Annotated in this window: 22 protein-coding genes and 1 other RNA gene; 15 read left to right on the top strand and 8 right to left on the bottom strand. The window is 57.9% G+C overall.

The features are described from left to right. Nucleotides 1-219 precede the first annotated feature (219 nt). Nucleotides 220-921: a GGDEF domain-containing protein gene (locus tag JHC09_RS11540; RefSeq protein ID WP_199532048.1), complete on the top strand. Its 702-nt coding sequence runs from the start codon at nt 220-222 to the stop codon at nt 919-921. Between the two features lie 48 nt (nt 922-969). Here JHC09_RS11540 and JHC09_RS11535 read toward each other — a convergent pair whose 3' ends face one another. The 7 genes from JHC09_RS11535 to JHC09_RS11505 all read right to left on the bottom strand — a co-directional run bounded on the left by JHC09_RS11535 (nt 970) and on the right by JHC09_RS11505 (nt 5,658). After that, on the bottom strand, nt 970-1,713 hold the full coding sequence (locus tag JHC09_RS11535; RefSeq protein WP_169196002.1) for a YebC/PmpR family DNA-binding transcriptional regulator: 744 nt from the start codon (nt 1,711-1,713) through the stop codon (nt 970-972). A 119-nt stretch (nt 1,714-1,832) separates the two neighbouring features. Then, complete coding sequence (locus tag JHC09_RS11530; protein WP_199532047.1) at nt 1,833-3,251, bottom strand: sodium:alanine symporter family protein; 1,419 nt, start codon at nt 3,249-3,251, stop codon at nt 1,833-1,835. Nucleotides 3,252-3,353: 102 nt separating this feature from the next. Next, nucleotides 3,354-4,175: a TIGR00282 family metallophosphoesterase gene (locus tag JHC09_RS11525; RefSeq protein WP_169196004.1), complete on the bottom strand. Its 822-nt coding sequence runs from the start codon at nt 4,173-4,175 to the stop codon at nt 3,354-3,356. Beyond that, on the bottom strand, nt 4,172-4,759 hold the full coding sequence (locus tag JHC09_RS11520; RefSeq protein WP_199532046.1) for a 5-formyltetrahydrofolate cyclo-ligase: 588 nt from the start codon (nt 4,757-4,759) through the stop codon (nt 4,172-4,174). Before JHC09_RS11520 ends, JHC09_RS11525 begins: the two co-directional genes overlap by 4 nt. A gap of 12 nt (nt 4,760-4,771) precedes the next feature. Then, nucleotides 4,772-4,928: non-coding RNA, 6S RNA (ssrS, locus tag JHC09_RS11515), on the bottom strand. A gap of 64 nt (nt 4,929-4,992) precedes the next feature. Further along, complete coding sequence (gene zapA, locus JHC09_RS11510) at nt 4,993-5,367, bottom strand: cell division protein ZapA (RefSeq protein WP_169196006.1); 375 nt, start codon at nt 5,365-5,367, stop codon at nt 4,993-4,995. Further along, on the bottom strand, nt 5,368-5,658 hold the full coding sequence (locus JHC09_RS11505) for a DUF4164 family protein (protein ID WP_169196007.1): 291 nt from the start codon (nt 5,656-5,658) through the stop codon (nt 5,368-5,370). It lies immediately after the preceding gene. A gap of 238 nt (nt 5,659-5,896) precedes the next feature. On the opposite strand from JHC09_RS11505, the gene tkt reads away from it, so the two are divergent. The 4 genes from tkt (at nt 5,897) to JHC09_RS11485 (ending at nt 10,849) form a co-directional block, all read left to right on the top strand. Beyond that, the gene (gene tkt / locus JHC09_RS11500; RefSeq protein WP_199532045.1) at nt 5,897-7,873 is read left to right on the top strand and encodes a transketolase; all 1,977 of its coding nucleotides are present in this window, start codon (nt 5,897-5,899) and stop codon (nt 7,871-7,873) included. 47 nt (nt 7,874-7,920) lie between these two features. Continuing rightward, nucleotides 7,921-8,928: a type I glyceraldehyde-3-phosphate dehydrogenase gene (gene gap / locus JHC09_RS11495; RefSeq protein ID WP_169196009.1), complete on the top strand. Its 1,008-nt coding sequence runs from the start codon at nt 7,921-7,923 to the stop codon at nt 8,926-8,928. A gap of 114 nt (nt 8,929-9,042) precedes the next feature. Continuing rightward, a complete protein-coding gene (locus JHC09_RS11490) occupies nt 9,043-9,576 on the top strand; it encodes a putative glycolipid-binding domain-containing protein (RefSeq protein WP_199532044.1) in 534 nt (177 codons plus the stop codon). Between the two features lie 70 nt (nt 9,577-9,646). Then, nucleotides 9,647-10,849, top strand: coding sequence for a phosphoglycerate kinase (locus tag JHC09_RS11485; protein ID WP_169196011.1), 1,203 nt, complete (start codon nt 9,647-9,649; stop codon nt 10,847-10,849). Nucleotides 10,850-10,891: 42 nt separating this feature from the next. Here JHC09_RS11485 and JHC09_RS11480 read toward each other — a convergent pair whose 3' ends face one another. Beyond that, entirely contained in the window at nt 10,892-11,722 is an 831-nt protein-coding gene (locus tag JHC09_RS11480) for an aldo/keto reductase (protein WP_199532043.1), read from the bottom strand. Nucleotides 11,723-11,902: 180 nt separating this feature from the next. Between JHC09_RS11480 and JHC09_RS11475 the strand changes: the two genes are divergently transcribed. The 10 genes from JHC09_RS11475 (at nt 11,903) to argB (ending at nt 22,159) form a co-directional block, all read left to right on the top strand. Beyond that, the gene (locus JHC09_RS11475; RefSeq protein ID WP_199532042.1) at nt 11,903-12,931 is read left to right on the top strand and encodes a class I fructose-bisphosphate aldolase; all 1,029 of its coding nucleotides are present in this window, start codon (nt 11,903-11,905) and stop codon (nt 12,929-12,931) included. A 163-nt stretch (nt 12,932-13,094) separates the two neighbouring features. Then, a complete protein-coding gene (locus tag JHC09_RS11470) occupies nt 13,095-13,700 on the top strand; it encodes a thiamine phosphate synthase (RefSeq protein ID WP_199532041.1) in 606 nt (201 codons plus the stop codon). Beyond that, complete coding sequence (locus JHC09_RS11465) at nt 13,697-14,866, top strand: tetratricopeptide repeat protein (RefSeq protein ID WP_199532040.1); 1,170 nt, start codon at nt 13,697-13,699, stop codon at nt 14,864-14,866. Before JHC09_RS11470 ends, JHC09_RS11465 begins: the two co-directional genes overlap by 4 nt. Nucleotides 14,867-14,997: 131 nt before the next feature. After that, nucleotides 14,998-15,792 (top strand): inositol monophosphatase family protein, encoded by a 795-nt coding sequence (locus JHC09_RS11460; RefSeq protein WP_169196016.1) that lies wholly within the window; start codon nt 14,998-15,000, stop codon nt 15,790-15,792. A gap of 178 nt (nt 15,793-15,970) precedes the next feature. Next, a complete protein-coding gene (locus JHC09_RS11455) occupies nt 15,971-16,963 on the top strand; it encodes a flagellar motor protein MotA (protein ID WP_349236542.1) in 993 nt (330 codons plus the stop codon). A gap of 3 nt (nt 16,964-16,966) precedes the next feature. Then, nucleotides 16,967-17,992: a peptidoglycan -binding protein gene (locus JHC09_RS11450; RefSeq protein WP_169196018.1), complete on the top strand. Its 1,026-nt coding sequence runs from the start codon at nt 16,967-16,969 to the stop codon at nt 17,990-17,992. A 254-nt stretch (nt 17,993-18,246) separates the two neighbouring features. After that, nucleotides 18,247-18,717, top strand: a complete 471-nt coding sequence (gene pal, locus JHC09_RS11445) for a peptidoglycan-associated lipoprotein Pal (protein WP_169196039.1) — start codon at nt 18,247-18,249, stop codon at nt 18,715-18,717. 179 nt (nt 18,718-18,896) lie between these two features. Then, nucleotides 18,897-19,904 carry a tetratricopeptide repeat protein gene (locus JHC09_RS11440; protein WP_199532039.1) on the top strand — a complete coding sequence of 336 codons (1,008 nt, stop codon included), beginning with the start codon at nt 18,897-18,899 and terminating at the stop codon, nt 19,902-19,904. Then, the gene (gene tilS, locus JHC09_RS11435; protein WP_199532038.1) at nt 19,889-21,163 is read left to right on the top strand and encodes a tRNA lysidine(34) synthetase TilS; all 1,275 of its coding nucleotides are present in this window, start codon (nt 19,889-19,891) and stop codon (nt 21,161-21,163) included. The genes JHC09_RS11440 and tilS overlap by 16 nt, the downstream gene beginning before the upstream one ends. 99 nt (nt 21,164-21,262) lie before the next feature. Next, nucleotides 21,263-22,159 (top strand): acetylglutamate kinase, encoded by an 897-nt coding sequence (argB, locus tag JHC09_RS11430; RefSeq protein ID WP_169196021.1) that lies wholly within the window; start codon nt 21,263-21,265, stop codon nt 22,157-22,159. Nucleotides 22,160-22,303: the final 144 nt, after the last annotated feature.

The raw sequence follows: 22,303 nt of genomic DNA, 5'->3' as shown, positions 1-22,303 counted from the left end.
CAATTCGGGCAAGCATTAATTGAGAAAGCCTCGCCTAGCGTCACGCGCATGCTTTTGGGGGCAAACGGCATGAACACACAGCGCGTTACCAACTGGCGACTTTCAGCTATTTTATATGCACGACAACGCTTCAAACGCGTTGCAAGCCACAGGAAAGCCGGGCCATTTCATAGCTGGTCGAGCGTAACCCGTTGGAGCATTTTCGGCCCGGTTTGCTGCGTGGTCGTTTCGTGGATTGTGGTGGCTGTGTTCTTCTCGAGCGCAGAGCTCACATCCGATCTTTCGATCCGCCTGTTTGGCGCGGCGACCCTTTCACCCCTGCTGGTGGGGCTGCCCTTATTCTACTTGTTCACAATGCGAATGCGCCAGCTGGCGGTCGAAAACCTTCGACTGGCGCGCTTGGCCAATACCGATAGCCTCACCGGCTGCCTGAACCGAGGTGCGTTCACGGAGCTAACGCAGGAGTATCTCAGTGACCGCGAAGGCACGCCCAGTGGTGCCCTTCTCGTTATTGACGCCGATAATTTTAAAGCGATCAACGATGCCCATGGTCATGATCAGGGCGACATTGCCCTGACACTGATTGCTGCGACGTTGCGCCGTATAGTGCGCACAGGCGCGCTGGTCGGCCGGCTCGGCGGCGAGGAGTTTGGCGTTTACTTACCGGGCGCCAATCGCATGAGCGCCTTTCTGGTGGCAGAACGCATTCGTCGCGGCATCCGCAGGGCGAGCTTTTCACCGCGAGGCGTGCCCTATCCGCTCAGCGTGAGTATTGGGGGCGCAAGTTTCGCCGCACCAATCAGTTTTTCAGAACTGTTCCGCTGTGCTGATCAGGGGCTCTATGCGGCCAAAAAGGCCGGGCGCAATATGGTGGAAGTAGCGGCCGTTTCCTTGCCCCCGGCCCCAGTGCGTCGCGCATAAAAAAATCCCCGCGTGAGGCGGGGATTTCAAATTCGAAATGCAGCTCAATTAGACGAGCTTGGCAGCGTCTTCTTCGCTCATGTCAAAGTTCGAGTAGACGTTCTGAACGTCGTCATCTTCTTCGAGGGTCGCGATCAGCTTCATCAGGGTTGCACCCTTTTCAGCGTCAATCGGCGTACGGTTCTGAGGCTTCCAGACGGCCTTGACCGATTCAGCTTCGCCCAACACCTGCTCAAGCGCAGCCGAGACTTCGGCCATGCCTTCAAAGCTGGTGTAGATGTAGTGGCCTTCGTCGTCGCTCTCAACGTCATCTGCACCGGCTTCAATCGCCGCTTCCATGACCTTGTCTTCCGTACCGACTGCAGCCGGGTAGGTGATTTCGCCAACGCGATCAAACATGAAGCCGACCGAACCGGTTTCACCCAAGGCGCCACCGTTCTTGGAGAAGTACGAACGAACGTTTGAGGCCGTGCGGTTGCGATTGTCAGTCAGCGCTTCAACGATGACGGCAACACCACCCGGGCCGTAGCCTTCATAGCGGATTTCGTCATAGTTCTCAGCGTCGCCACCGGACGCCTTTTTCACAGCGCGTTCGATATTGTCTTTTGGCATCGACTGCGAGCGCGCATTGGTGATGGCCAAACGCAGACGTGGGTTAAACGCTGGGTCAGGCTGACCCATCTTGGCCGCCACGGTGATTTCGCGGGCGAGCTTCGAAAAGATCTTGGAGCGAATAGCATCGCTCTTGCCCTTGCGGTGCATAATGTTCTTGGCGTGGGAATGGCCAGCCATTCGTTACCTCGGCGAGAATTTGTAAAATCGGGCTGCTTATAGGGCCCGCGAGGGCAAAAATAAAGCGCCCGCCCCCGGTGTCACGGCAGCGAGCGCAGGTTTTTTAGGCCAAAAACAGTTTAGCCGGGGTCCTGCCTGTTCCAGATCGAATGATCGATCTTGCCATCGAGCTCAGGATAATCCGAGGCTTGGAAGGTTGGCACCTTCCCCGCTTTACGCTGATCGACATAGTCCTTGGTCAGTTTCGCAACCGTGCCGGAGAGCAGAACAATGGCGATCAAATTGATGGTCGCCATCAGCCCCATGGACGCGTCGGCCGCATTAAAGACCGTCGCCACGGTTTCAACAGAGCCCCAGATCACCATGCCCATAGCGGCCAAGCGCAGAACTGTTAGCGCAGGGAAATTGCCCAGCTTGAGGAAGGTCATGGCATTTTCGGCATAGGTGTAATTGCCGATGATGGAGGTGAAGGCGAAAAAGAAGATCGCAATGGCGATAAAGGCATTGCCGAACCCGCCGATGTGAACAGTCATGGCGGCCTGGGTCAGCGGTGTGCCAGTCAACTCGCTGCCCGGAACCATAACCCCGGAAAGCAGAATAAGCAGCGCAGTTGCAGTACACACCAGAATGGTATCGATGAATACGCCCAGCGCCTGCACGAAGCCCTGCGATGAAGGGTGGTGTGGGTCAGGCGTTGCAACTGCGGCGATATTGGGCGCAGAGCCCATGCCGGCCTCGTTGGAAAAAAGACCACGCTTCACACCGTTGAGCATCGCGCCCGCGATCCCGCCACCAGCAGCTTCGAGACCGAACGCGCTGCGGACAATGAGGCCGAGCATGTCGGGCACCTCAGTGATGTGCATGGCCACAACCCAGAGCGCGACCAGAAGGTAGATACCGGCCATAATCGGCACGACCACTTGCGACACATAAGCGACGCCGCGAATACCGCCGAAAATCACGATGCCGGTTAGCACAGCCAGAGCAATGCCGACCCAGAGCTTATCGAAGCCGAATGCGCCCGCAGCCGCATCGGCGATTGAGTTGGCTTGAACAGCATTGAAGACCAGACCAAAGGCGAGGATCAGGCAGACCGAAAACAGAGCACCGGCCCACGGGGCTTTGAGGCCACGCGCGATATAAAACGCAGGCCCACCGCGATAATCTCCGTTTTGGTTTTTGATTTTATAGAGCTGGGCGAGCGTCGATTCAGAGTAGGCCGTGGCCATGCCGAGGAGCGCAACCACCCACATCCAGAAGATAGCACCGGGGCCGCCAAGATAGAGAGCCACCGCGACACCGGCGAGGTTCCCCGTGCCAACACGGGATGCCAGTGAGGTGCAGAGGGCCTGAAAGGGTGTGATCCCGGCTTTGTCGTTGGCCTTTGAACCGACAACCGCTCGAAACATCTCACCGAAATGGACAAACTGCACGAACCCCAGCCGGATCGTGAAGAATAATCCAACGGCAATTAGGCCATAAACGAGGACATAGCCCCAGAATATGTCGTTCAGAAAATTGATGATGGGATCAAGCATGCCCCATTTCCCCCGTTAACGAGCCGCTGGTTACAGCCGGACACAATCATCGAGGTAACGAGAACAGCGACTCACGGTTCCGTGAGTCGCTTATGCTAGTCTTTAAGCGGGGAAGTCAGGCAGTGCCTGTGCCAGTACGCCGCCAACCCGCAAAGGTGCAACGTAACGCGCCAGACCCGTTAGTGGATCGGTCTCAACGGCGACGCCGCAGAGCGTGGCTTCACCGTCTGCCGGAACAAATCGGCCAGTCGGTATACCACTGAGAAAGCGGTTTAGCGGTTCCTCATAATCACTGCCGATGACAGAGTCGAAATCTCCGCACATGCCAGCGTCGGCCATGAGTGCCGTGCCGCCACGTAAAATGCGGTGGTCGGAGGTGGGGATATGGGTATGTGTGCCAACCACGAGGGTGGCACGACCATCCAAGAAATAGCCCATCGCCTGGATTTCCGACGTGGCCTCAGTGTGGAAGTCGACGAGAATGGCGTCGGCGACATGGCCGAGTGGCGCTTGCGCAATCGCCGCTTCAACAGCACGGAAGGGATCATCGATCGGGGGCATAAATACGCGGCCGAGCGCATTGACCACCAAGACGCGATGACCATTGCGGCCTTCGACCATCATTGCGCCACGGCCCGGCGTACCGGAGACATAGTTGATCGGGCGCACCAAATTGGGTTCGCGCTCGATATAAGAAAGCGCTTCACGCTGATCGAAAGCATGGTCGCCGAGCGTGACAATGTCCGCGCCCGCGTCACGCAATGCGTTGTAATGGCCCTCAGTGAGACCGCGCCCGTGACTGGCGTTCTCGCCGTTGATGACGACGAAATCGAATTTGTATTCCTGGATCAAACCCGGCAGGCGTTCGGTTATGGCATCACGTCCGGCCTTACCCATCACGTCGCCAAGAAAAAGCAGTCTCATAAAGTGTCTCCGAACATGCGCAGGCCAGTCTCTGTAATGACGGCATCTAGCGGCACGTCGTGGTCCAAGCGAGGTATCTCATCGAGCTCTTGAACGGCATAGGCCAATCCAATGAGCCGTGGCTTTTTAGGTAGGGACGCAAGCGTCCGGTCGTAGTAACCACCGCCATATCCCAGACGCGTGCCTGTTTTGTCAAAGGCAACGAGCGGCAGCAATAGGACATCGGGTATCGCCCGTGGCGCAGTGCTCGGTGGCCCGAGGGTACCAAAACCGGCTTTTTCCAATGGAACATCAGGATCCCAGAGCCTTAGATCGAGCGGCTGACCAGGTGCTGTCACCACCGGCAAGATGACTTTTCCGCCTCGTTCTTTCAGCGCACTCAAGATCGGCAGGCAATCGAGCTCATCGCGCAGTGTCCAATACCCAGCGACAGTATCGGCGTCAGACATCAGCGATGATTGGAAAAAATGGGTAGCGACGGCCAATGCGGCATCCCGTCGATAGTCGGCACTCAACGCCGCGCGGGCGAGGTACACTTCCTGCCGCAGGTCTGACTTGATCTCATCAACGCTCAGCTGCGCCATCAAACCTCAGATATTTGTGCCGCCCAGGCCGTGGGAATTGCGATCCCGGGAACCTACTTACGTAGGTGGGCGCCGTATGTCCAAGCCCACGGGCCTGGTCAGGGACAGCTCCCTTAGGATCGATTAAGGCCCCGGGGATTCTGTGTCCTCACGCGCCGGGCAGCGCTTACACATATAGGCGCTTCCGGCACCGCTGCAAAGGCCACCATCGCGCTTTCAACGAGGTTGATCGCTCAATTCGCAACTGGCGCAGTTTGCTCGAGAACGCTGGCGATGCTCTCGATCGTCCGTGAGGCTTCATCGAGCTTCTGGGTAAACTTACGCTCGGTCTGCTCAAGCTCTTCGGCAATGCCTTGCCCGGCCTCGGTCAAAAGCGCCACTTGCTCTTCAAGAGCGGCGATGCGTTTTTCCGCTTCCGTCAATTCATCCATGACGGCAATGCCTGCCATGACCGTTAGACGGGTATCCCCGATTTCGCCGACGGCACCCTTGAGCGCTTCAACCTCAGCGTCAAAACGCTCGGCAAGGCGCATCAAATGCCCCTGTTGACCTGCTTCACAAGCCATACGGTACTTGCGGCCATTAATTTCAACATTGACCTCGGGCACTCAACTCTCCGTTTTTTGGAGCACGGACCGCACGGTTTCCATGGCTTCGACGAGACGACGCGACACTTCGTGTGCACCATCATCCAGACGCTTCGCCTTTGCGGCAGTTTTATCGAGCTCAGTGGCAAGCCGCGCGCGTTCATGCACGAGCCTTTGCGTGTCCACTTCCATGCGCTGACGTCTCTGGATACGCCCATTAAGGTCGCGCAGACTGGTTTCCAGTCTTTCTATTGCCCGGTTGAAACGGGCGTCGGCTGCTTGCAGCCCTTCTTGAAGTTCCGTCTCACTCATTGCCGGTACTGCCCTTTAGGCGCATCGTTTCGAGCACATAAACTTGGCCCACCCTACCCGGCATTGCAACCGAGTCGCCATCCATACCCCCTTATTTTGCAAGAAGAGGCGAACGTATTGCCCTAATGCCGACATTGACAGCCTAAGGGAACCTGTTATGGCTCAAAACCGCCTTGGGAGGGTGACATTTGCGCGCCCACTCCCACGTTTTCAGCCTTTTGAAAGAGCGGTCCGCCCCATGACGAACACAGCCCAGCAGAACGAATTGGCCAATGCCATCCGGTCTCTCTCCATGGATGCCGTCGAGAAAGCTAATTCTGGTCACCCAGGCCTTCCCATGGGCTGCGCGGATATCGCAACCGTGCTGTTCACAAAAATCATGAAGTTCGACGCTGCGGCGCCCCACTGGGCAGATCGCGATCGCTTCATTCTTTCGGCCGGTCACGGCTCGATGCTGCTCTACTCTTCGCTCTACCTTCTGGGCTATGAAGACATGACCATCGACCAGGTCAAGAACTTCCGCCAGATCGGCGCCAAGACCGCCGGTCACCCCGAATACGGTCACGCTACCGGCATCGAAACCACCACTGGCCCACTCGGCGCTGGTATCGGCAATTCGGTTGGCTTCGCTGTTGCAGAAGCCAAACTCGCGGCCGAATTCGGCTCCGACCTTGTCAACCACTACACCTATGTTCTTGCTGGTGACGGCTGCCTCATGGAAGGCATCTCCCAAGAAGCAATTTCCCTTGCTGGCCACCTCAAGCTCAACAAGCTGATCGTCATCTGGGACAATAACAGCATCACCATCGATGGCGCAGTGTCCAACGCTTGCTCCACCGATCAAATCGCGCGTTTCCAGGCTTCGGGCTGGAACACCATCGAAATCGACGGCCACGACCAGGCAGCTATTGAAGCGGCTCTGCTCGAAGCGAAGAAGTCGACCGATAAGCCAACCATGATCGCTGCCAAGACCGTCATCGGTCGCGGCGCGCCAAAGAAGGCGGGCACCGAAAAGGTTCACGGCGCTCCACTTGGCGCTGAAGAACTCGCTGGCGCAAAGGCCGCACTCGGCATCGACTACCCAGCCTTTGAAATCCCTGGTCATATCCTCGACACGTGGCGCGCCGCTGGCCAGCGCGGTGCAAATATCCGTGGCGATTGGGAAGCGACCCTTGCCGCCTCCGCGCACAAGGCCGAGTTCACCCGCCGTATGTCGGGCAAGCTCCCAACCGGTCTGGACGCAGCCTTCGCCGCCTACAAGCAGAAGCTCGCTGAAGACAAGCCAAAGGTCGCCAGCCGCAAGGCTTCGCAGATGGCTCTCGAAGTCGTCACCAAGAACGTGCCGGAAATTCTGGCGGGTTCGGCTGACTTGACCCACTCGAACCTCACCAATACCCCGGACACCATGCCGTTCCAGGCGAACAACCGCTCTGGCAACTACATGATGTACGGTATCCGCGAGCACGAAATGGGTGCAGCCATGAACGGCGTTACCCTTCATGGCGGCCTGATCCCATACGGCGGCACCTTCATGGTGTTCACCGACTATGCCCGCCCAGCGATCCGCCTCGCTGCGCTGATGGAAATCCGTTCGATCTACGTCATGACCCACGACTCGATCGGTCTTGGCGAAGACGGTCCAACTCACCAGCCAGTGGAGCACCTGACCGCTCTGCGCGCGATCCCGAACCTCTACGTTTTCCGTCCAGCTGACGCGATGGAAACTGCAGAATGCTGGGAAATCGCTCTTGCTTCGCAGAAGACGCCGTCGATCCTCGCGCTGTCGCGCCAGAACCTGCCGGCGCTGCGCACCGAATATTCGGTTGAGAACAAGTCGGCTAAGGGCGCATACACTATCCTCGGCGATGCCAATGCAGACGCTGTCATCTTCGCGACCGGTTCGGAAGTTGCCATCGCTGTAGAAGCGCAGAAGGAGCTGACCGCACAGGGCATTTCCGCTCGCGTCGTCTCGGTTCCGTCCATGGAACTCTTCAACAAGCAGTCTGATGCCTACAAGGCTGAAGTGATCGGTTCGGCTAAGGCACGCGTTGCTGTGGAAGCTGGCATTGAAATGAGCTGGAACAAGCTCCTTGGCGACAAGGGCCGCTTTGTTGGCATGAGCTCGTTCGGTGCTTCTGGCCCAATCGATGCGCTCTATGCCCACTTTGGCATTACGCCGAAGGCCGTTGTTGAAGCCGTCACCGCGCAGTTGTAACAGATCGGGACCTCCCTCCCAATCTTCCTTCTTTGGAGTTTAAAACTATGGCAGTTCGCGTCGCCATCAATGGCTTTGGTCGTATTGGCCGTAACGTTTTGCGCGCTATCATCGAGTCGGGCCGTACCGACATCGAAGTCGTAGCGATCAATGACTTGGGCCCGGTAGAAACCAATGCTCACCTGCTGCGCTTTGACAGCGTGCACGGTCGCTTCCCTCATGAAGTGAAGGTGGATGGCGACACCATCGACGTTGGTCGTGGCCCAATCAAGGTAACCGCGGAGCGCGATCCAGCGAACCTGCCGCACGCCGCAATGGGCGTCGACATCGCTCTTGAGTGCACCGGTATCTTTACCTCGAAGGAAAAGGCATCGGCTCACCTCAAGGCCGGCGCGAAGAAGGTGATCATCTCGGCTCCGGGCGACGGCGCTGACAAGACCATCGTTTACGGCATCAACCACGCCAGCCTGACCAAGGATGACGTGGTGATCTCGAACGCATCGTGCACCACCAACTGCCTAGCACCAGTCGCCTATGTGCTGCACAAGGAATTCGGCATCGAGAAGGGGATGATGACCACCATCCACTCCTACACCGGTGACCAGCCGACCCTCGACACCATGCACAAGGATCTCTATCGCGGCCGCGCAGCTGCGCTTTCGCAGATCCCAACCTCGACCGGCGCTGCTAAGGCTATCGGTCTGGTTCTGCCAGAACTCGCTGGTAAGCTCGACGGTGTTTCGGTTCGTGTACCAACCCCGAACGTATCCTGCGTAGACTTCAAGTTCATCGCTTCGCGAAATGTAACGGCTGAAGAAATCAACGCTGCGATCAAGAAGTACGCCGATGGCGAACTCAAGGGCGTTCTTGGCTACACCGAAGTTCCAAACGTCTCGATCGACTTCAACCACGATCCGCACTCCTCGACCATGGCTCTGGATCAGACCAAGGTACTGGGCGGCAACTTCGTGTCGATCCTGTCCTGGTACGACAACGAGTGGGGCTTCTCCAACCGTATGTCCGACACCGCAGTGGCACTGGCAAAGACCCTCTAAGGGCTCGTCAGACAAACTATTTAAGGGCGTCCCTCGGGGCGCCCTTTTTGTTTGAGCGCCACCGGGTGACAAAATGAGAACTCCCGTGCGATCCTCACCCAGAGGGACAGGACGATGACGCTCAATTCCACGATTGCTTGGAAAGGGCTTGAGCTTGATACGCTCGAACATGCCCACGTAATTTTCAACGGACGCGACACCCGCATTCGCGGCACGATTATTGGCCCCGACTTTGGCCTGTTTTATCGGCTCGACATTGACGGCGCAGCGCGTGTTCGTGCCGCAAAAATCGAACACACAAATGGCGGCGTGCTCGAGCTTTTCTCAGATGGCCTCGGCAATTGGAGCGACAATCGCGCCGAGCCCATCGCCGCGCTCAAAGGGTGTCTCGATCTCGACATCTGGCCCACCCCGATGACCAATTCCCTGCCCCTCTGGCGGCTGGAGCCAGAGGTGGGCGCGCCACAGCGCCTAGCCCTCGTCTATATTGACGCTACAGACCTAAGCTTCAGCCGTGTCGAGCAGATTTACACCAAGCTCTCCGACACAGCTGCGCGCTTTCAATCTGCCCAGATCGACGTTGAAATCACCCTCGATGCAGATGGTTTGGTGGTCAACTATCCGGGCTTGTTCAAATCGATAGACTAGTGTGCATGTTTCGCCCTTCCGCCAAACGTGCCACTCTGCTACCCAGCGGCCACACACTCGGAGCAGCACCATGAGCGATAGTTTCAAGACCCTGGATGAACTCGATCTGACCGGCAAGCGCGTGCTGCTGCGAGGCGATCTCAACGTTCCGGTTGCAGACGGCAAGGTCACAGATGCGACCCGTATCGAACGTCTGGTCCCGACCATCCGCGAAATCGTCAAGCGCGATGGCAAGGCTATCATCCTCTCTCACTTCGGCCGTCCGAAGGGCAAGGTTGATCCTGAATTCTCGCTTGAGCAGGTCTGTGAAGCTGTTGCCAATGTCACCAAGCTTCCAGTTGGCTTCATTGCTACCGATTGGATCGATGTGTCTGAAGCCGGTGCCGCGATCGACGATGCGCCAGAAGGCTGCGTCCTGATCCTCGAGAACACCCGCTTCCACCCAGGCGAAGAAGAAAACGACGTCGAACTGGCCGAGCGCATGGCCAGCCTTGGCGATGTTTATGTCAATGACGCCTTCTCAGCTGCGCACCGCGCCCACGCCTCGACCGAAGCCCTAGCGCGCCTCCTGCCCGCTGCAGCCGGTCTTGCGATGCAGGCCGAGCTTGAAGCGCTCGAAGCCGGTCTCGGCAAGCCAAAGAAGCCAGTCGTTGCCATTGTTGGCGGCGCTAAGGTGTCTTCCAAGATCGACCTGCTGGAAAACCTCGTTTCCAAGGTGGATGCCCTCGTTATCGGCGGCGGCATGGCCAACACCTTCCTTTACGCACAGGGTCTGGGCGTTGGTAAGTCGCTTTGCGAAAAGGACCTTGCCGATACCGCCCGTCGCATCATGGAAAAGGCCGACAAGGCCAATTGCGCCATCATTCTGCCTATCGACGCCGTCGTCGCTTGGGAGTTCAAGGCCAACACGAAAACCATGCTTTATGGCGTCGATGCCATTGCTAACGACGGCATGATCCTCGACATCGGCCCGTCGTCGGTTGAGCGCATCAATGCAGCTATCGACGACGCCAAAACCGTCATCTGGAACGGCCCAGTGGGCGCGTTTGAAATCGAGCCCTTCGATACAGCGACTGTCGCTATCGCCAAACATGTCGCCAAGCGCACTCATGACGGTCACTTGGTCTCAGTTGGTGGTGGCGGTGACACGGTCTCCGCGCTTGCTCACGCTGGCGTCAAGGATCAGCTGACCTATGTCTCGACCGCTGGCGGCGCCTTCCTTGAATGGATGGAAGGCAAGCCTCTGCCAGGCGTTGAAGCGCTTAAGAAGTAAGAATTTAGGCCGGGACCACTCCCGGCCTTTTTCTTTTGATTGTTAGAACGTCATCGTCGCCGGATCGAAGCCGATGCGGCCTCCAGCGTCGTCTAGGGCGTTGATGGCCGCCATCGCTTCGGCATCAAGCGCAAAGTCAAACACGGCAAAATTCTCGAGAATGCGGCTCGCTGTCACCGATTTCGGGATGACATTGAGGCCGCTATCCAAATGCCAGCGGATAATGATCTGCGCAGGGGTTTTGCCATACCGCTTGGCTATCTCAGAGATCACCGGATTATCAAGCTGCTGACCTTGTCCCAAAGGGCTCCAGCTCTGAGTAATGATGCCAAGCTTCTCGTGAAGAGCCCGCAGTTCACGCTGTTGGAACTTTGGGTGTAGCTCGATCTGGTTGATCACCGGCACGACGCCAGTGGCATCAATGATCTCGTTCAAAAAGCCAGTCGTAAAATTCGACACACCTATGGAGCGCGCCTTACCCGTCTTTTGGATATCGATGAGCGCCTTCCAGCTCTCAACATACTTGCCGCGAAAGGCTGACGGGGCATGGATAAGATAGAGGTCGACATAGTCGGTGCCCAGTCTGTCTAGGCTCGCATCGAGCGCGCGAAACGCACTGTCATAACCTTGGTCCTCATTCCAGAGCTTGGTGGTCAGAAAAATATCCTTTCGCTCCACCCCGCTTTGGCGCATGCCTTCACCAACGCCATTTTCATTGCCGTAGATGGCCGCCGTGTCGATATGACGGTATCCAGAGCGCAGAGCCGTGGCGACAGCATCCACAGCCACATCATCGGGGGTTTTCCACACGCCCAGTCCAATCTGGGGAATGGTGTAGCCGTCTTGGAAAGTCTGGGTCGGTGCAGTGGTCATTTGGATCCCTCGATGCGCGTCTTTCATCTCGACGAGAGATGTAGTGTTTTGCCACGCCATCGCAAGGCCAACGCTCACTACCATACTAGATTAGCCTTTCGTCTAATAACCACAGGTCTAATCGAAAGCAGAAGTCCAAAAGTCTAATGTCGCCTCAAGTTCCCAACTGAGGTGCACACGATGACGAAGTCCCTTAACGCGATTGCGCAGAAACTTATGACGCCCGGACAGGGCATTCTTGCTGCCGACGAGAGCGAAGGCACTATCGGCAAGCGTTTTTCAAAGATTAACCTGCCGAATACTCTCGAAATGCGCCGCGACTACCGCGAAATGCTCTTTGGCGCTTCCGATGCCATGCGCAACTATATTTCCGGTGTCATCCTCACCGAAGAAACTCTCAAGCAAGAAGCGGCAGACGGCACACCGTTCCGCGCCATTCTCGCTGATGGCGACGTTATCCCGGGCATCAAGGTCGACCGCGGCGCATTCCCAATGCCCGGTGAGTCTGGCGAAAAGATCACAGAAGGTCTGGATGGACTGCGTCAGCGCCTGGAAGAATACGCCAAGCTCGGCGCCGGTTTCGCCAAGTGGCGCGCTGTTATCACCATCAACGACATTGCCCCGACCCGCAACAACATCCGCGCCAACGCCCACGCGCTGGCCCGTTACGCTGTGCTCTGCCAGGAAGCTGGCATTGTTCCAATCGTTGAGCCGGAAGTGGTTGGCGATGGCGAACCGGGCAATCACTCGCTCGAACGCTGCGCTCAGGTCACTGGCGACGTGCTCGAAAACGTCTTCAAAGAATTGCGCCTCGCCGGCGTTGACCTTGCCGGAATGCTGCTCAAGCCAAACATGATCCTGCCGGGCATCAACTCCCGTGACCGCCCAAGCGTGGAAGAAGTTGCAAAGCGCACTGTTGAAGTGCTGCGCGACCACGTTCCTGCGGCCGTTCCCGGCATTGCATTCCTTTCCGGCGGCCAGACCGACGAAGAAGCAACAGCCCACCTCTCGGCCATGAACCAGATCAGCGGCAAGCCTTGGCCAATGACCTTCTCCTACGGCCGTGCTCTGCAAAACGTTGCACTGCGCACTTGGGCAGGCCGTCGTGAGAACTTCATGGCAGCGCGTACCGCTTTTGCACACCGCGCCCACATGAACTCGCTCGCTGCACTGGGTCAGTGGAATAACGCTGTAGATCGCGCAGCTTAACGCTCCGCATCACTGTGGATTTGGGCGCGCGTCGACTGGATCGATGCGCGCCTTATTTATTGCACCATTGCGCCAACCCGCTCTCATCCCCTATGTGAGGCATGCCTGCACCTCGCCACATTGGCGATGAAGGCAACAATGCTTTGCAGTATCGGAAATGCCCATGGCGCCGCAGCTCTATCTCATCACCCCGGCCAATCCGGATGTCGCCCAGTTTCCGCGCCAGCTGATGGCTGTGCTGACCGGCCCCGAAATTGCAGCCATTTTGGTGCAGCGCGGCACGCTTTCTGACGCCGATTATGCCAAGTTCGTTACCAGCCTCGTTCAGGTCGGACAGGCAGCAGGCGCAGCTGTTCTGGTCGAAAACGACGCCAAGCTCGCTAAAAAGCTCGACGCCGATGGCGTGCATATTTCGACAGGCGATGTTGCAGACATTGAGGAAGCAATCAAGCTCCTCAAGCCTCAGGGAATTGTTGGCGCCGGACACATCCGCTCGCGCCACGACGCCATGAGCTTTGGCGAAATGGACGTCGACTATGTCTTCTTCGGCCCGATTGGCGACAAAGCCGACCCACAAGCCGCTGAACTCAGCGCTTGGTGGGCAGAAGCTTTTGAGGTTCCCGCTGTTTTTTCGAACCCGAGTGCAGAGGCGGGCGACGCTGCCGCAACTTTGGCGGAATTTATTGCAGTGTCTGATAGCGTATGGTCCGCTGCTGATCCTGCAGCGGCTTTGGCTGCTATTGATCGTGCCCTTCGGGAGACAGAATGATCCGCACATCGCGCCTTTTAGCCTTAGCGCTGCTCGCCCTGCCCCTCCCCGCTTTCGCGCAGGATGCAGAACCGGCTGAGCCAGCGCAGGCCCCTGTTGCTGAAGAGGCCGCACCGTCGGCCTCTCCCATGCCCGGCGCGATTGAGATCAATAACTCCATCTTCGGCTCCACGCGCGAACCCGACTATGCCTATGGCGCGTTCCAGCGCGGCTATTATCTAACCGCTCTCGAACTTGCCCTGCCACGCGCTGAAAAGGGCGATGGCGCAGCGCAAACGCTCATTGCCGAAATTTATTCCAAAGGCCTAGGCGTTGCACAAAATGCTGAGCGCGCTCGCGGCTGGTATGAACTCGCGTCCCGCTCGGGCGACCGCCTCGCGACGTTTGAGCTCGGCATGCTGTATCAGCAGGGAATCGGAGTTGAGAAGGATCGCGCCAAGGCCGCCGAACTGTTCAAAAAGGCTGCGGACGCAGGTTATGCTCCGGCCAAATATAATATGGCGCTGTTGCACGTTGAGGGCATTTACGCCGAACCCAACATGAGCAAAGCGGCTGGTCTTATGAAAGAGGCCGCCGACGCTGAACTGCCAGAAGCCTTTTATGATTATGGCACCATGCTCATCGAGGGCGTTGGCGTTCTGCCCAATGCGGTTGAGGGCGCTGAGTTCATCAAACGCGCAGCAGAAGAGAATCTCGTTTCGGCCCAGATCGACTACGCGACCCTGCTCTATCTCGGTCAGGGCGTTGATCGCGATCTTGAAGAAGCAGCGCGCTGGTACGGACGCGCCGCCGATAGCGGCAGCGCTGTAGCACAGAACCGCTACGCCAAGCTCCTTGCCGTTGGTGAAGGAATATCACTCGATCTTGAAGAGGCGGCGATGTGGCGCTCTTTGGCGCGCCGCCAGGGCTTTACGGACCCTTCATTGGACCGCCTGCTTGTGTCGATCCGCCCAGAGGCTTTGGCACGGGCTGAGGAGCGCGCACGCTTCTGGCCATTGCCCGCGCCGAGTTCAACCGCCAGCGCCACTGTTGAGGCTATCGAGCCCATTGGTGAAGTTTTACCCACCACTCTTGATCCCGAAAATGCACCAAGCCTCGTGGTCGATCCGACGGTCGAGGATGAACAAGCTGCGCCGGGACAAGATGATGCGGGCCAAGACCCTTGAACCGCGCCCCGTTCTGAGGCAATAAGCCCGCCACACATTTATTTTGCGGCGGAGCTTTTCTCCTTCTGCACTGGTTCCATCCACACGGGCCCGATGCATATAATCCGCATGAGCTAGCGAGCAAATCCGATATGGCGCGTTCCGCCCTTCTAAACGTTATGGTCAGCGCGGCCATTAAAGCCGGTAAATCCCTCACCCGCGACTTCAACGAAGTCGAAAATCTGCAGGTATCCCGCAAGGGCCCAGCGGACTTCGTTTCCAAGGCCGACCTTCGCGCCGAACAGATCATCTATGATGAACTGCGCAAAGCCCGCCCATCCTATGCCTTCCTGATGGAAGAAGGTGGCGAAGTTGCAGGTACCGACGGCCAGCACACTTGGATCGTTGACCCGCTCGATGGCACAACCAACTTCCTACACGGCATCCCACTGTTCGCAGTCGCAATCGCGCTGCAGCGCGGCGACGATATTGTCGCCTCGGTGATCTACAACCCAGTGCTCGACGAACTCTACACCGCCGAAAAGGGTGGTGGCGCATGGCTTGCTGATAAGAAGCGCCTGCGCGTTGGCGCGCGTCGCCACCTTGCTGACGCTGTCGTCTCGACTGGCATCAAGACTCAGGGCACCTCTAACGACGTTCTCCAGATCAAGCAGGTCGCGTCGATCAATGCTGCCGTTGCTGGCATTCGCCGCTCCGGCTCGATCTGCGTTGATATGGCTTGGCTCGCAGCAGGCCGTTTCGACGCACTCTGGGAAGCTGGCCTTAAGCCATGGGACGTGGCTCCGGGTCTCCTGCTCGTCAAGGAAGCCGGTGGCGTTGTTTCGGACTACGCCGGTCAGCCTGGTTCGGTTGCCAACGGTCAGCTCGTGGCTGGCAACGAAACCCTGCAGCCACTGCTGCTCAAGGCTCTGCGCCCAATCCACTAAGTTTAGCCAAACTGATTTTCTGCCCTCGCCCAGCGTTCTAGCGCTCGGCGGGGGCTTTTGTTTGTGCGGGTCACGAAATCTGGTTTGTGGATTGAGAAATCCTTAACCTTACGAGTTGTCACGCATCGCTAGCCCCTCTAGTCTTTGCCATGCCTGATTTGCGGCGTAAGGGGCGTGAATGTCGATGAGCCAAGGATATGATCCCTATCACCTAGCAAGCCCGGGTGTGTATCTGGTCAAGATCGTGATCTTCCTGATCCTGGTGGGCTTGGTTGCCGCCATTCTGGCCGGGCAAATCATCAGCTTCTTCTGGGCAAACCCGTTCATCAACTCGATGATCTTTTTTGCTCTCGCAATCGGCATTTTCCTAAGCTTCCGTCAGGTCATCCGCCTCTTCCCAGAAGTGAAGTGGGTGAACTCGCTTCAAGACGGCACACAGGCCAATGTGCGTACGCCAGTACTGCTCGCTCCTGTGGCAGGGTTGCTGCGCGAACGCATTGGCGAAGCGGTTATCACGCCGTCGTCCATGCGCTCGATCTTGGATTCGGTGGGAAATCGCCTCGATGAGGCCAAAGACACCTCGCGCTATTTGACGGGTCTTCTGGTCTTTCTGGGGCTGATGGGCACGTTTTACGGCCTCTTAGAAACCGTCAGCTCCGTTGCTGGCGTTATCAATGCTCTCGATGTGACTTCCGCCGACAGCGCCTCGCTCTTTTCCAACCTCAAGGAAGGCCTCGCCGCCCCTCTCGGCGGCATGGGCACGGCGTTCTCGTCATCGCTCTTTGGCCTTGCAGGATCGCTGATCCTCGGCTTTCTCGATCTTCAAACCAGTCAGGCTCAGAACGCCTTCTACACCGATCTGGAAGACTGGATGACGTCCATGACCGAATTGGATCACCCTGTTTCGGCCATGCAGGCCAATGCGGGCGGCCCGGACATGCAGGCCATGTTCGATAAGCTTGGCGCCAATATGCAGAACGCCAATTCCTCGCAAAACGCCATTCGCGCCATGGCCGAACTGGCGCGCGGTATTGATGGCCTCGTCAAGCACATCCGCACCGAGCAAGACGATTTGCGCGCCCATATCCTGGAGCAAGGCGAAACCAACAAGAAGCTGCGCGATTTGTTGGAAGCCATGACCAAAGAGCTCGACAACGAGCGGCGGAACTAAGCCATGCCGGGAGCCCGCTCGCGTCGCAGGCAAGAGGCCAATTACTGGCCGGGGTTCGTAGACGCCCTATCGAGCCTTCTGCTCGTCATCATTTTTATGCTGTCACTGTTCATGCTGACCCAGTTCTTTCTGGGTCAGGAGATTCAGGGGCGCGATACGGCACTCGCTCGGCTCAACTCCCAGATTGCCGAACTGACCGAGCTCTTGCAGCTGGAGCGTGCCAATTCCGATGATTTGCTTGGCCAAATCTCCGTCATCACCGCAACGCTCGCTTCCGCCGAGAACGAAAACCAATCGCTGAACTCGCGCCTCGCCGGAATCGGCGCGGGTCTCGGCGACAAGGACGACGCCATCGCAGGGCTGCAATCGGAGCTACTGGCGGCCGAACAACTCTCCGACGAGGCCAATGCGCAGGTCGCCCTGCTCAACCAGCAGTTGGCCGCTTTGCGCACTCAGATCGCCGCGCTCGAAAACGCGCTCAACGCCTCTGAGGCTCGCGATACAGAATCGCGCACGCAGATTGCCGATCTTGGCCGTCGCCTGAACCTTGCACTAGCCCAACGCGTGCAGGATCTGTCGCGCTACCGCTCTGATTTCTTTGGTCGCTTGCGCCAGATTCTTGAAGGTCGCGCCGACGTCCGCGTTGTTGGAGACCGGTTCGTCTTCCAATCCGAAGTTCTGTTTGACGCGGGTCAGGCCACTCTGGGCGAAGACGGACTGCCCGATCTTGATGCTCTGGCCGACGCCATCCTGCAGCTTGAAGACGAAATTCCACCCGATATTAATTGGGTCCTGCGCATCGACGGCCACACCGACAAGCGCCCGATTTCCAACGCACGCTTCCCCTCGAACTGGGAATTGTCGGCCGCTCGCGCAATTTCTGTCGCCCAATATCTGGTTTCACGCGGCGTTTCGCCAAATCGCTTGGTCGCCGCTGGCTTTGGTGAATTCACCCCGCTCGATGAGGGTGAGACCGATGACGCCTACCGGCGCAACCGCCGTATTGAGTTCAAACTTACGGAGGGGTGAGAGTTTCTCTCTCCCCGTCAAATCATGGACGAGGGCTAAACGGCTTAACCTTAACAGCTTTTCATGGCGGTGCTGTCTGAGATCGACCGCGCCACAAAAAAGCCCGGATTCCCGCCACATCCCAGCCTCAATAGGACAAGATTAACCATAGCAGCAAACTCGCTTTTAAGAATAAGAGCGGTAAATGCCCTGCTTAAGTTTAAAGCCTTCTTGAGGAGCCGCTCGTGGCCATCTCTGCACCCATCTCTAATGTAATGCGCGCTGCTGCCATGATGCTTTTCGTCGTGGTGTTGGCAGCGTGTTCGCGCTCTGCAACTGACAATGTTGGCCTGACCGGCGTTGGTAATACAGGTCCGGGCGGCGGCGCCCCTGGCAGCCAGCAGGAATTCATCGTCACCGTTGGCGACCGTATTTTCTTCACCACCGACTCGAGCTCTCTGACGCCAGAAGCCATGGCGACCCTCGACAAGCAGGCCCAGTGGCTCAACCAGTATCCGAACTACCGCGTCATGATCGAAGGCCATGCCGACGAACGCGGTACCCGTGAATACAACATTGCACTTGGTGCACGTCGCTCCAACATCGTGGTCAACTACCTCGTCTCCAAGGGCGTTGGCGCGCAGCGCATCACCAGCCAGTCCTTCGGCAAGGAACGCCCAGTTGCAATTTGTAACGACATCTCCTGCTGGTCTCAGAACCGCCGCGCGGTAACCGTCGTCCAGTAAGCTAAAGGCCTCTCCTCTCGAGGAGAATGCCACTGACCCAGTGAAAACTGGAGGTAAAAGCGCCCAAAACCAGAAATGGTTTGGGCGCTTTCTTTTTTTTGGCACGATTGGGGTTTATCGACACATATTGATACCCATTTAATCCGCATCGGCGGCGACACTCGGAGGCTAGGGTAACCTTGTTCAAAACTAAGAAATTCGGAAGGGCGGCGCTTTGCGCACTGGGGCTAAGCCTCGGCGCACAAGCCGCACAAGCGCAGACCTCTCTGCCCGCTGCCGAACTCGGCGGCCTCTCTTACAACAATAATGGCGGCCGCATTCTGGTAGCGCAATCGAACGACGCACAGTCGATGGTTCGCATTCAGCAGCTCGAAGAACAGATCCGCACCCTGAACGGGCAGATTGAAGGCCTCACCTTCCAGCTGACCCAGCTGCAGGAAATGCTGAACCGCTTCCAGGAAGACGCTGAGTTCCGTTTCCAGCAATTAGAAGGCGGTGACTCGGGAAACTCTGAAGCGGCAACCCGCTCGGGCAGCGTGATGCAGCCCCAGGCGTTGCCGCAGGACCCAGCCCCTAACGAAGAAGCAGCCCCGCTGACCGACATTCCCGAGCAAGGCGTTAAGCCTCTCCCGGGAGAGCAGGAATTTGACCCCACCTTTGGCGACGAGGGTGCTGTTGACGAACTCGGCAATTCTGCCGATCCGCTCGTTGGTACCGGCCAGAATGGCGGGATCAACTTGGCGACAGGTCAACCCCTTGATCTTAGCTACAATCCTACGGCCAATACCGGCAATGCTGACGCGGATGCACAGTTTGCGGCAGCCCGTCAGGCGCTTGAAACCGGCGATTACGAATTTGCCGAAGACCAGTTCAAACAGTTCCTCGAACTGTACCCAGACAACCCAAATCTCGCCGATGCGTCGAGCGGATTGGGTCAAGCCATGATCGCGCGCGGCGGCTATACCGAAGCCGCCGATGTGCTGGTCTCCGCCTATGAGAAGCACCAGAGCAGCCCGGTTGCACCAGAATTGCTGATGAACCTTGGCGTGGCATTGGCTGGTGTCGGTGAACGCGAAACCGCGTGCCGGACATTCGGCGAGGTCCGCTCACGCTATCCCAATACCGATGAAACCTTCCAGACGAGCCTGTTGCAGGCCAATTCGCAGGCTCAATGTCCGCCAGTCTGACGCCGGATTTTACAAACTCCACCGTGCTGGCGCAGCTTTTTGCGCCAGCAGCGCATGAGAAAACCATCGGCCTAGCGGTTTCCGGCGGTGCGGATAGCCTAGCTCTGATGATCTTGGCGCACCGCTGGGCACAAAGCGCGCCCCACACACCAAAACTCATCGTTTATAGTCTCGATCATGATCTACGACCGGAGGCAGCTGCCGAGGTCGAAATGGTGTTGCGTGAGGCGGCACGCTTGGGCCTCACTGCGCGCGCTCTAAAGTGGACTGGCGAAAAGCCAGAAACCGGCATTTCCGAAGCGGCACGAGCGGCCCGCTACGGGATAATCGGCGCGGCAATGATAGAGGATGGGGCAACCCTACTTCTCACCGCACACCATCGCTCCGACCAAGCCGAAACCGTTCTCATGCGCCTGGCGCACGGCAGCGGCATCGAGGGCCTACGCGGCATGGCGGCTCGCTCGCAAGTTGAAGGCATCACTGTATTCCGCCCGCTCTTGGAGATTGATCCCAAGCACCTCATTGCCCTCGTCAAGCAAGAAGCCATGACAGCCGTGCAAGACCCGACAAATGAGGACACCAGTTACGAACGCGTGCGCTGGCGCAAGCTCCTGCCTGCGCTGGCCGCCGAGGGCCTAGACGGGGCAGCACTCTCCCGCTTCGCCCAGCGCATGGCCGAGACCGATCTTGCAATCGGGCAAATGGCTGATGCAGCTTTTGACGAACTCGTTGATCTCGATGGCTTTGGCGCCGCCACCATTTCACGCGACGCCTTTACCGCTCTCAGCCCGGCCATCGGTCGGCGCATGCTTTCGCGCGTGCTCACCATCGTTGGTGGCCGTCAGAAACCGCGCGCTTTGGGGCAAGTCGATCGTCTCTACGATTCGATCATTGCCAATACACTCCAGCGCGCCGCGACCGCCCTTGGCGCCGTTGCTCGTGTCCGCGAAAAGACCCTCGTCATTTCGCGCGAACCCGGCCGTACATTGCCCGCAGACGCGTTACTTGAGCCGAGCGGCGTGCTCACTTGGGACGAGCGTTTCCTCTATGCCAATCTCTCGACCGACAAGCGCTTCACCGCATCCGTGTCTGAATTTTTGCCCCGCCACCGCATTGAAACAGTGCTTGGAGCCAAGGTAACCGCCCCATCGGAAGCCATTCGAACCACCCCTATCCTGCGCGACGAGGCAGGAAACGTGGTCGCATTGGGCGGCTGGTCGTTTGATGATCGAATTAAGGTCGAAATTCTTGTCGATTGATCGTTCTAAAGTCCAAAGAATCCTGATTTCATCCGCCACAGAAATCCTATAGACCCTTGGCCCAATTTGAGGCTTTGTTCCCAGGGAGCGCCCACTGCAATGACTACCCCCGATACAGACCGGTTCAGCCATGATGCCGGCATCCTTGCGCAGGCCCTGCCCTATATGCAGCGCTATGAAGGCAAAACCGTCGTTGTGAAATACGGCGGCCACGCCATGGGCGATGCCGCACTGGGTCAGGCATTTGCGCGCGACATCGCGCTGCTCAAGCAGTCCAAGGTTAATCCGATCGTGGTTCATGGGGGTGGACCACAGATCGCCTCGATGCTGAAAAACCTCGGCATCGAATCCAAGTTCGAAGGCGGCCTTCGTGTCACCGACAAGCGCACCATGGAAATCGTGGAAATGGTGCTGGCGGGTTCGATCAATAAAGAGATCGTCGCCACCATTAATGCTGAAGGCGAATGGGCCATCGGCCTGAGCGGTAAGGACGGCAACATGGTCTTCGCCAAAAAGGCGGTTAAGACCATGATCGACCCAGACAGCAATATCGAGCGCGTGCTCGACCTTGGTTATGTCGGTGAACCGGTTGAAGTCGACCGCACCCTACTCGACCTGTTGGCCCGTTCGGAAATGATCCCGGTCATCGCTCCGGTTGCTCCAGGCCGCGACGGCAATACCTACAACATCAACGCCGACACCTTCGCGGGCGCCATTGCTGGCTCGCTCGGTGCCAAGCGCCTGCTGTTCTTAACCGACGTGCCGGGCGTGCTCGATCGCGATGGTAAGCTCATTCCAGAATTGACCGTGCGCGAAGCCAAGGCGCTCATCGCCGATGGCACGATTTCGGGCGGCATGATCCCCAAGGTCGAAACCTGCCTTGACGCGCTCGACAGCGGCGTTGAAGGCGTCGTGATCCTCAACGGCAAACAGCCACACGTCGTTCTCGTCGAGCTATTCACCGAGTTCGGTGCGGGCACGCTGATCGTCCGCTAACCTGTTTCAACGGCCGCCTGTGACGTACTGGCGGCCGTTCCTCATTGCATAGGCGACCTCCGCGACCATCGTGCTTCGGGCACACACCGTCGGTCGCTCTGGCAATTTCAAACTCTAAATACTGTGAGAATCTCGGCCTTGCCC

This window comes from Devosia sp. MC532, from assembly GCF_016461625.1.
Classification (GTDB): domain Bacteria; phylum Pseudomonadota; class Alphaproteobacteria; order Rhizobiales; family Devosiaceae; genus Devosia.
Note: the sequence above shows the minus strand (reverse complement) of the source record. Positions and strands in the feature narration are given on the sequence as shown.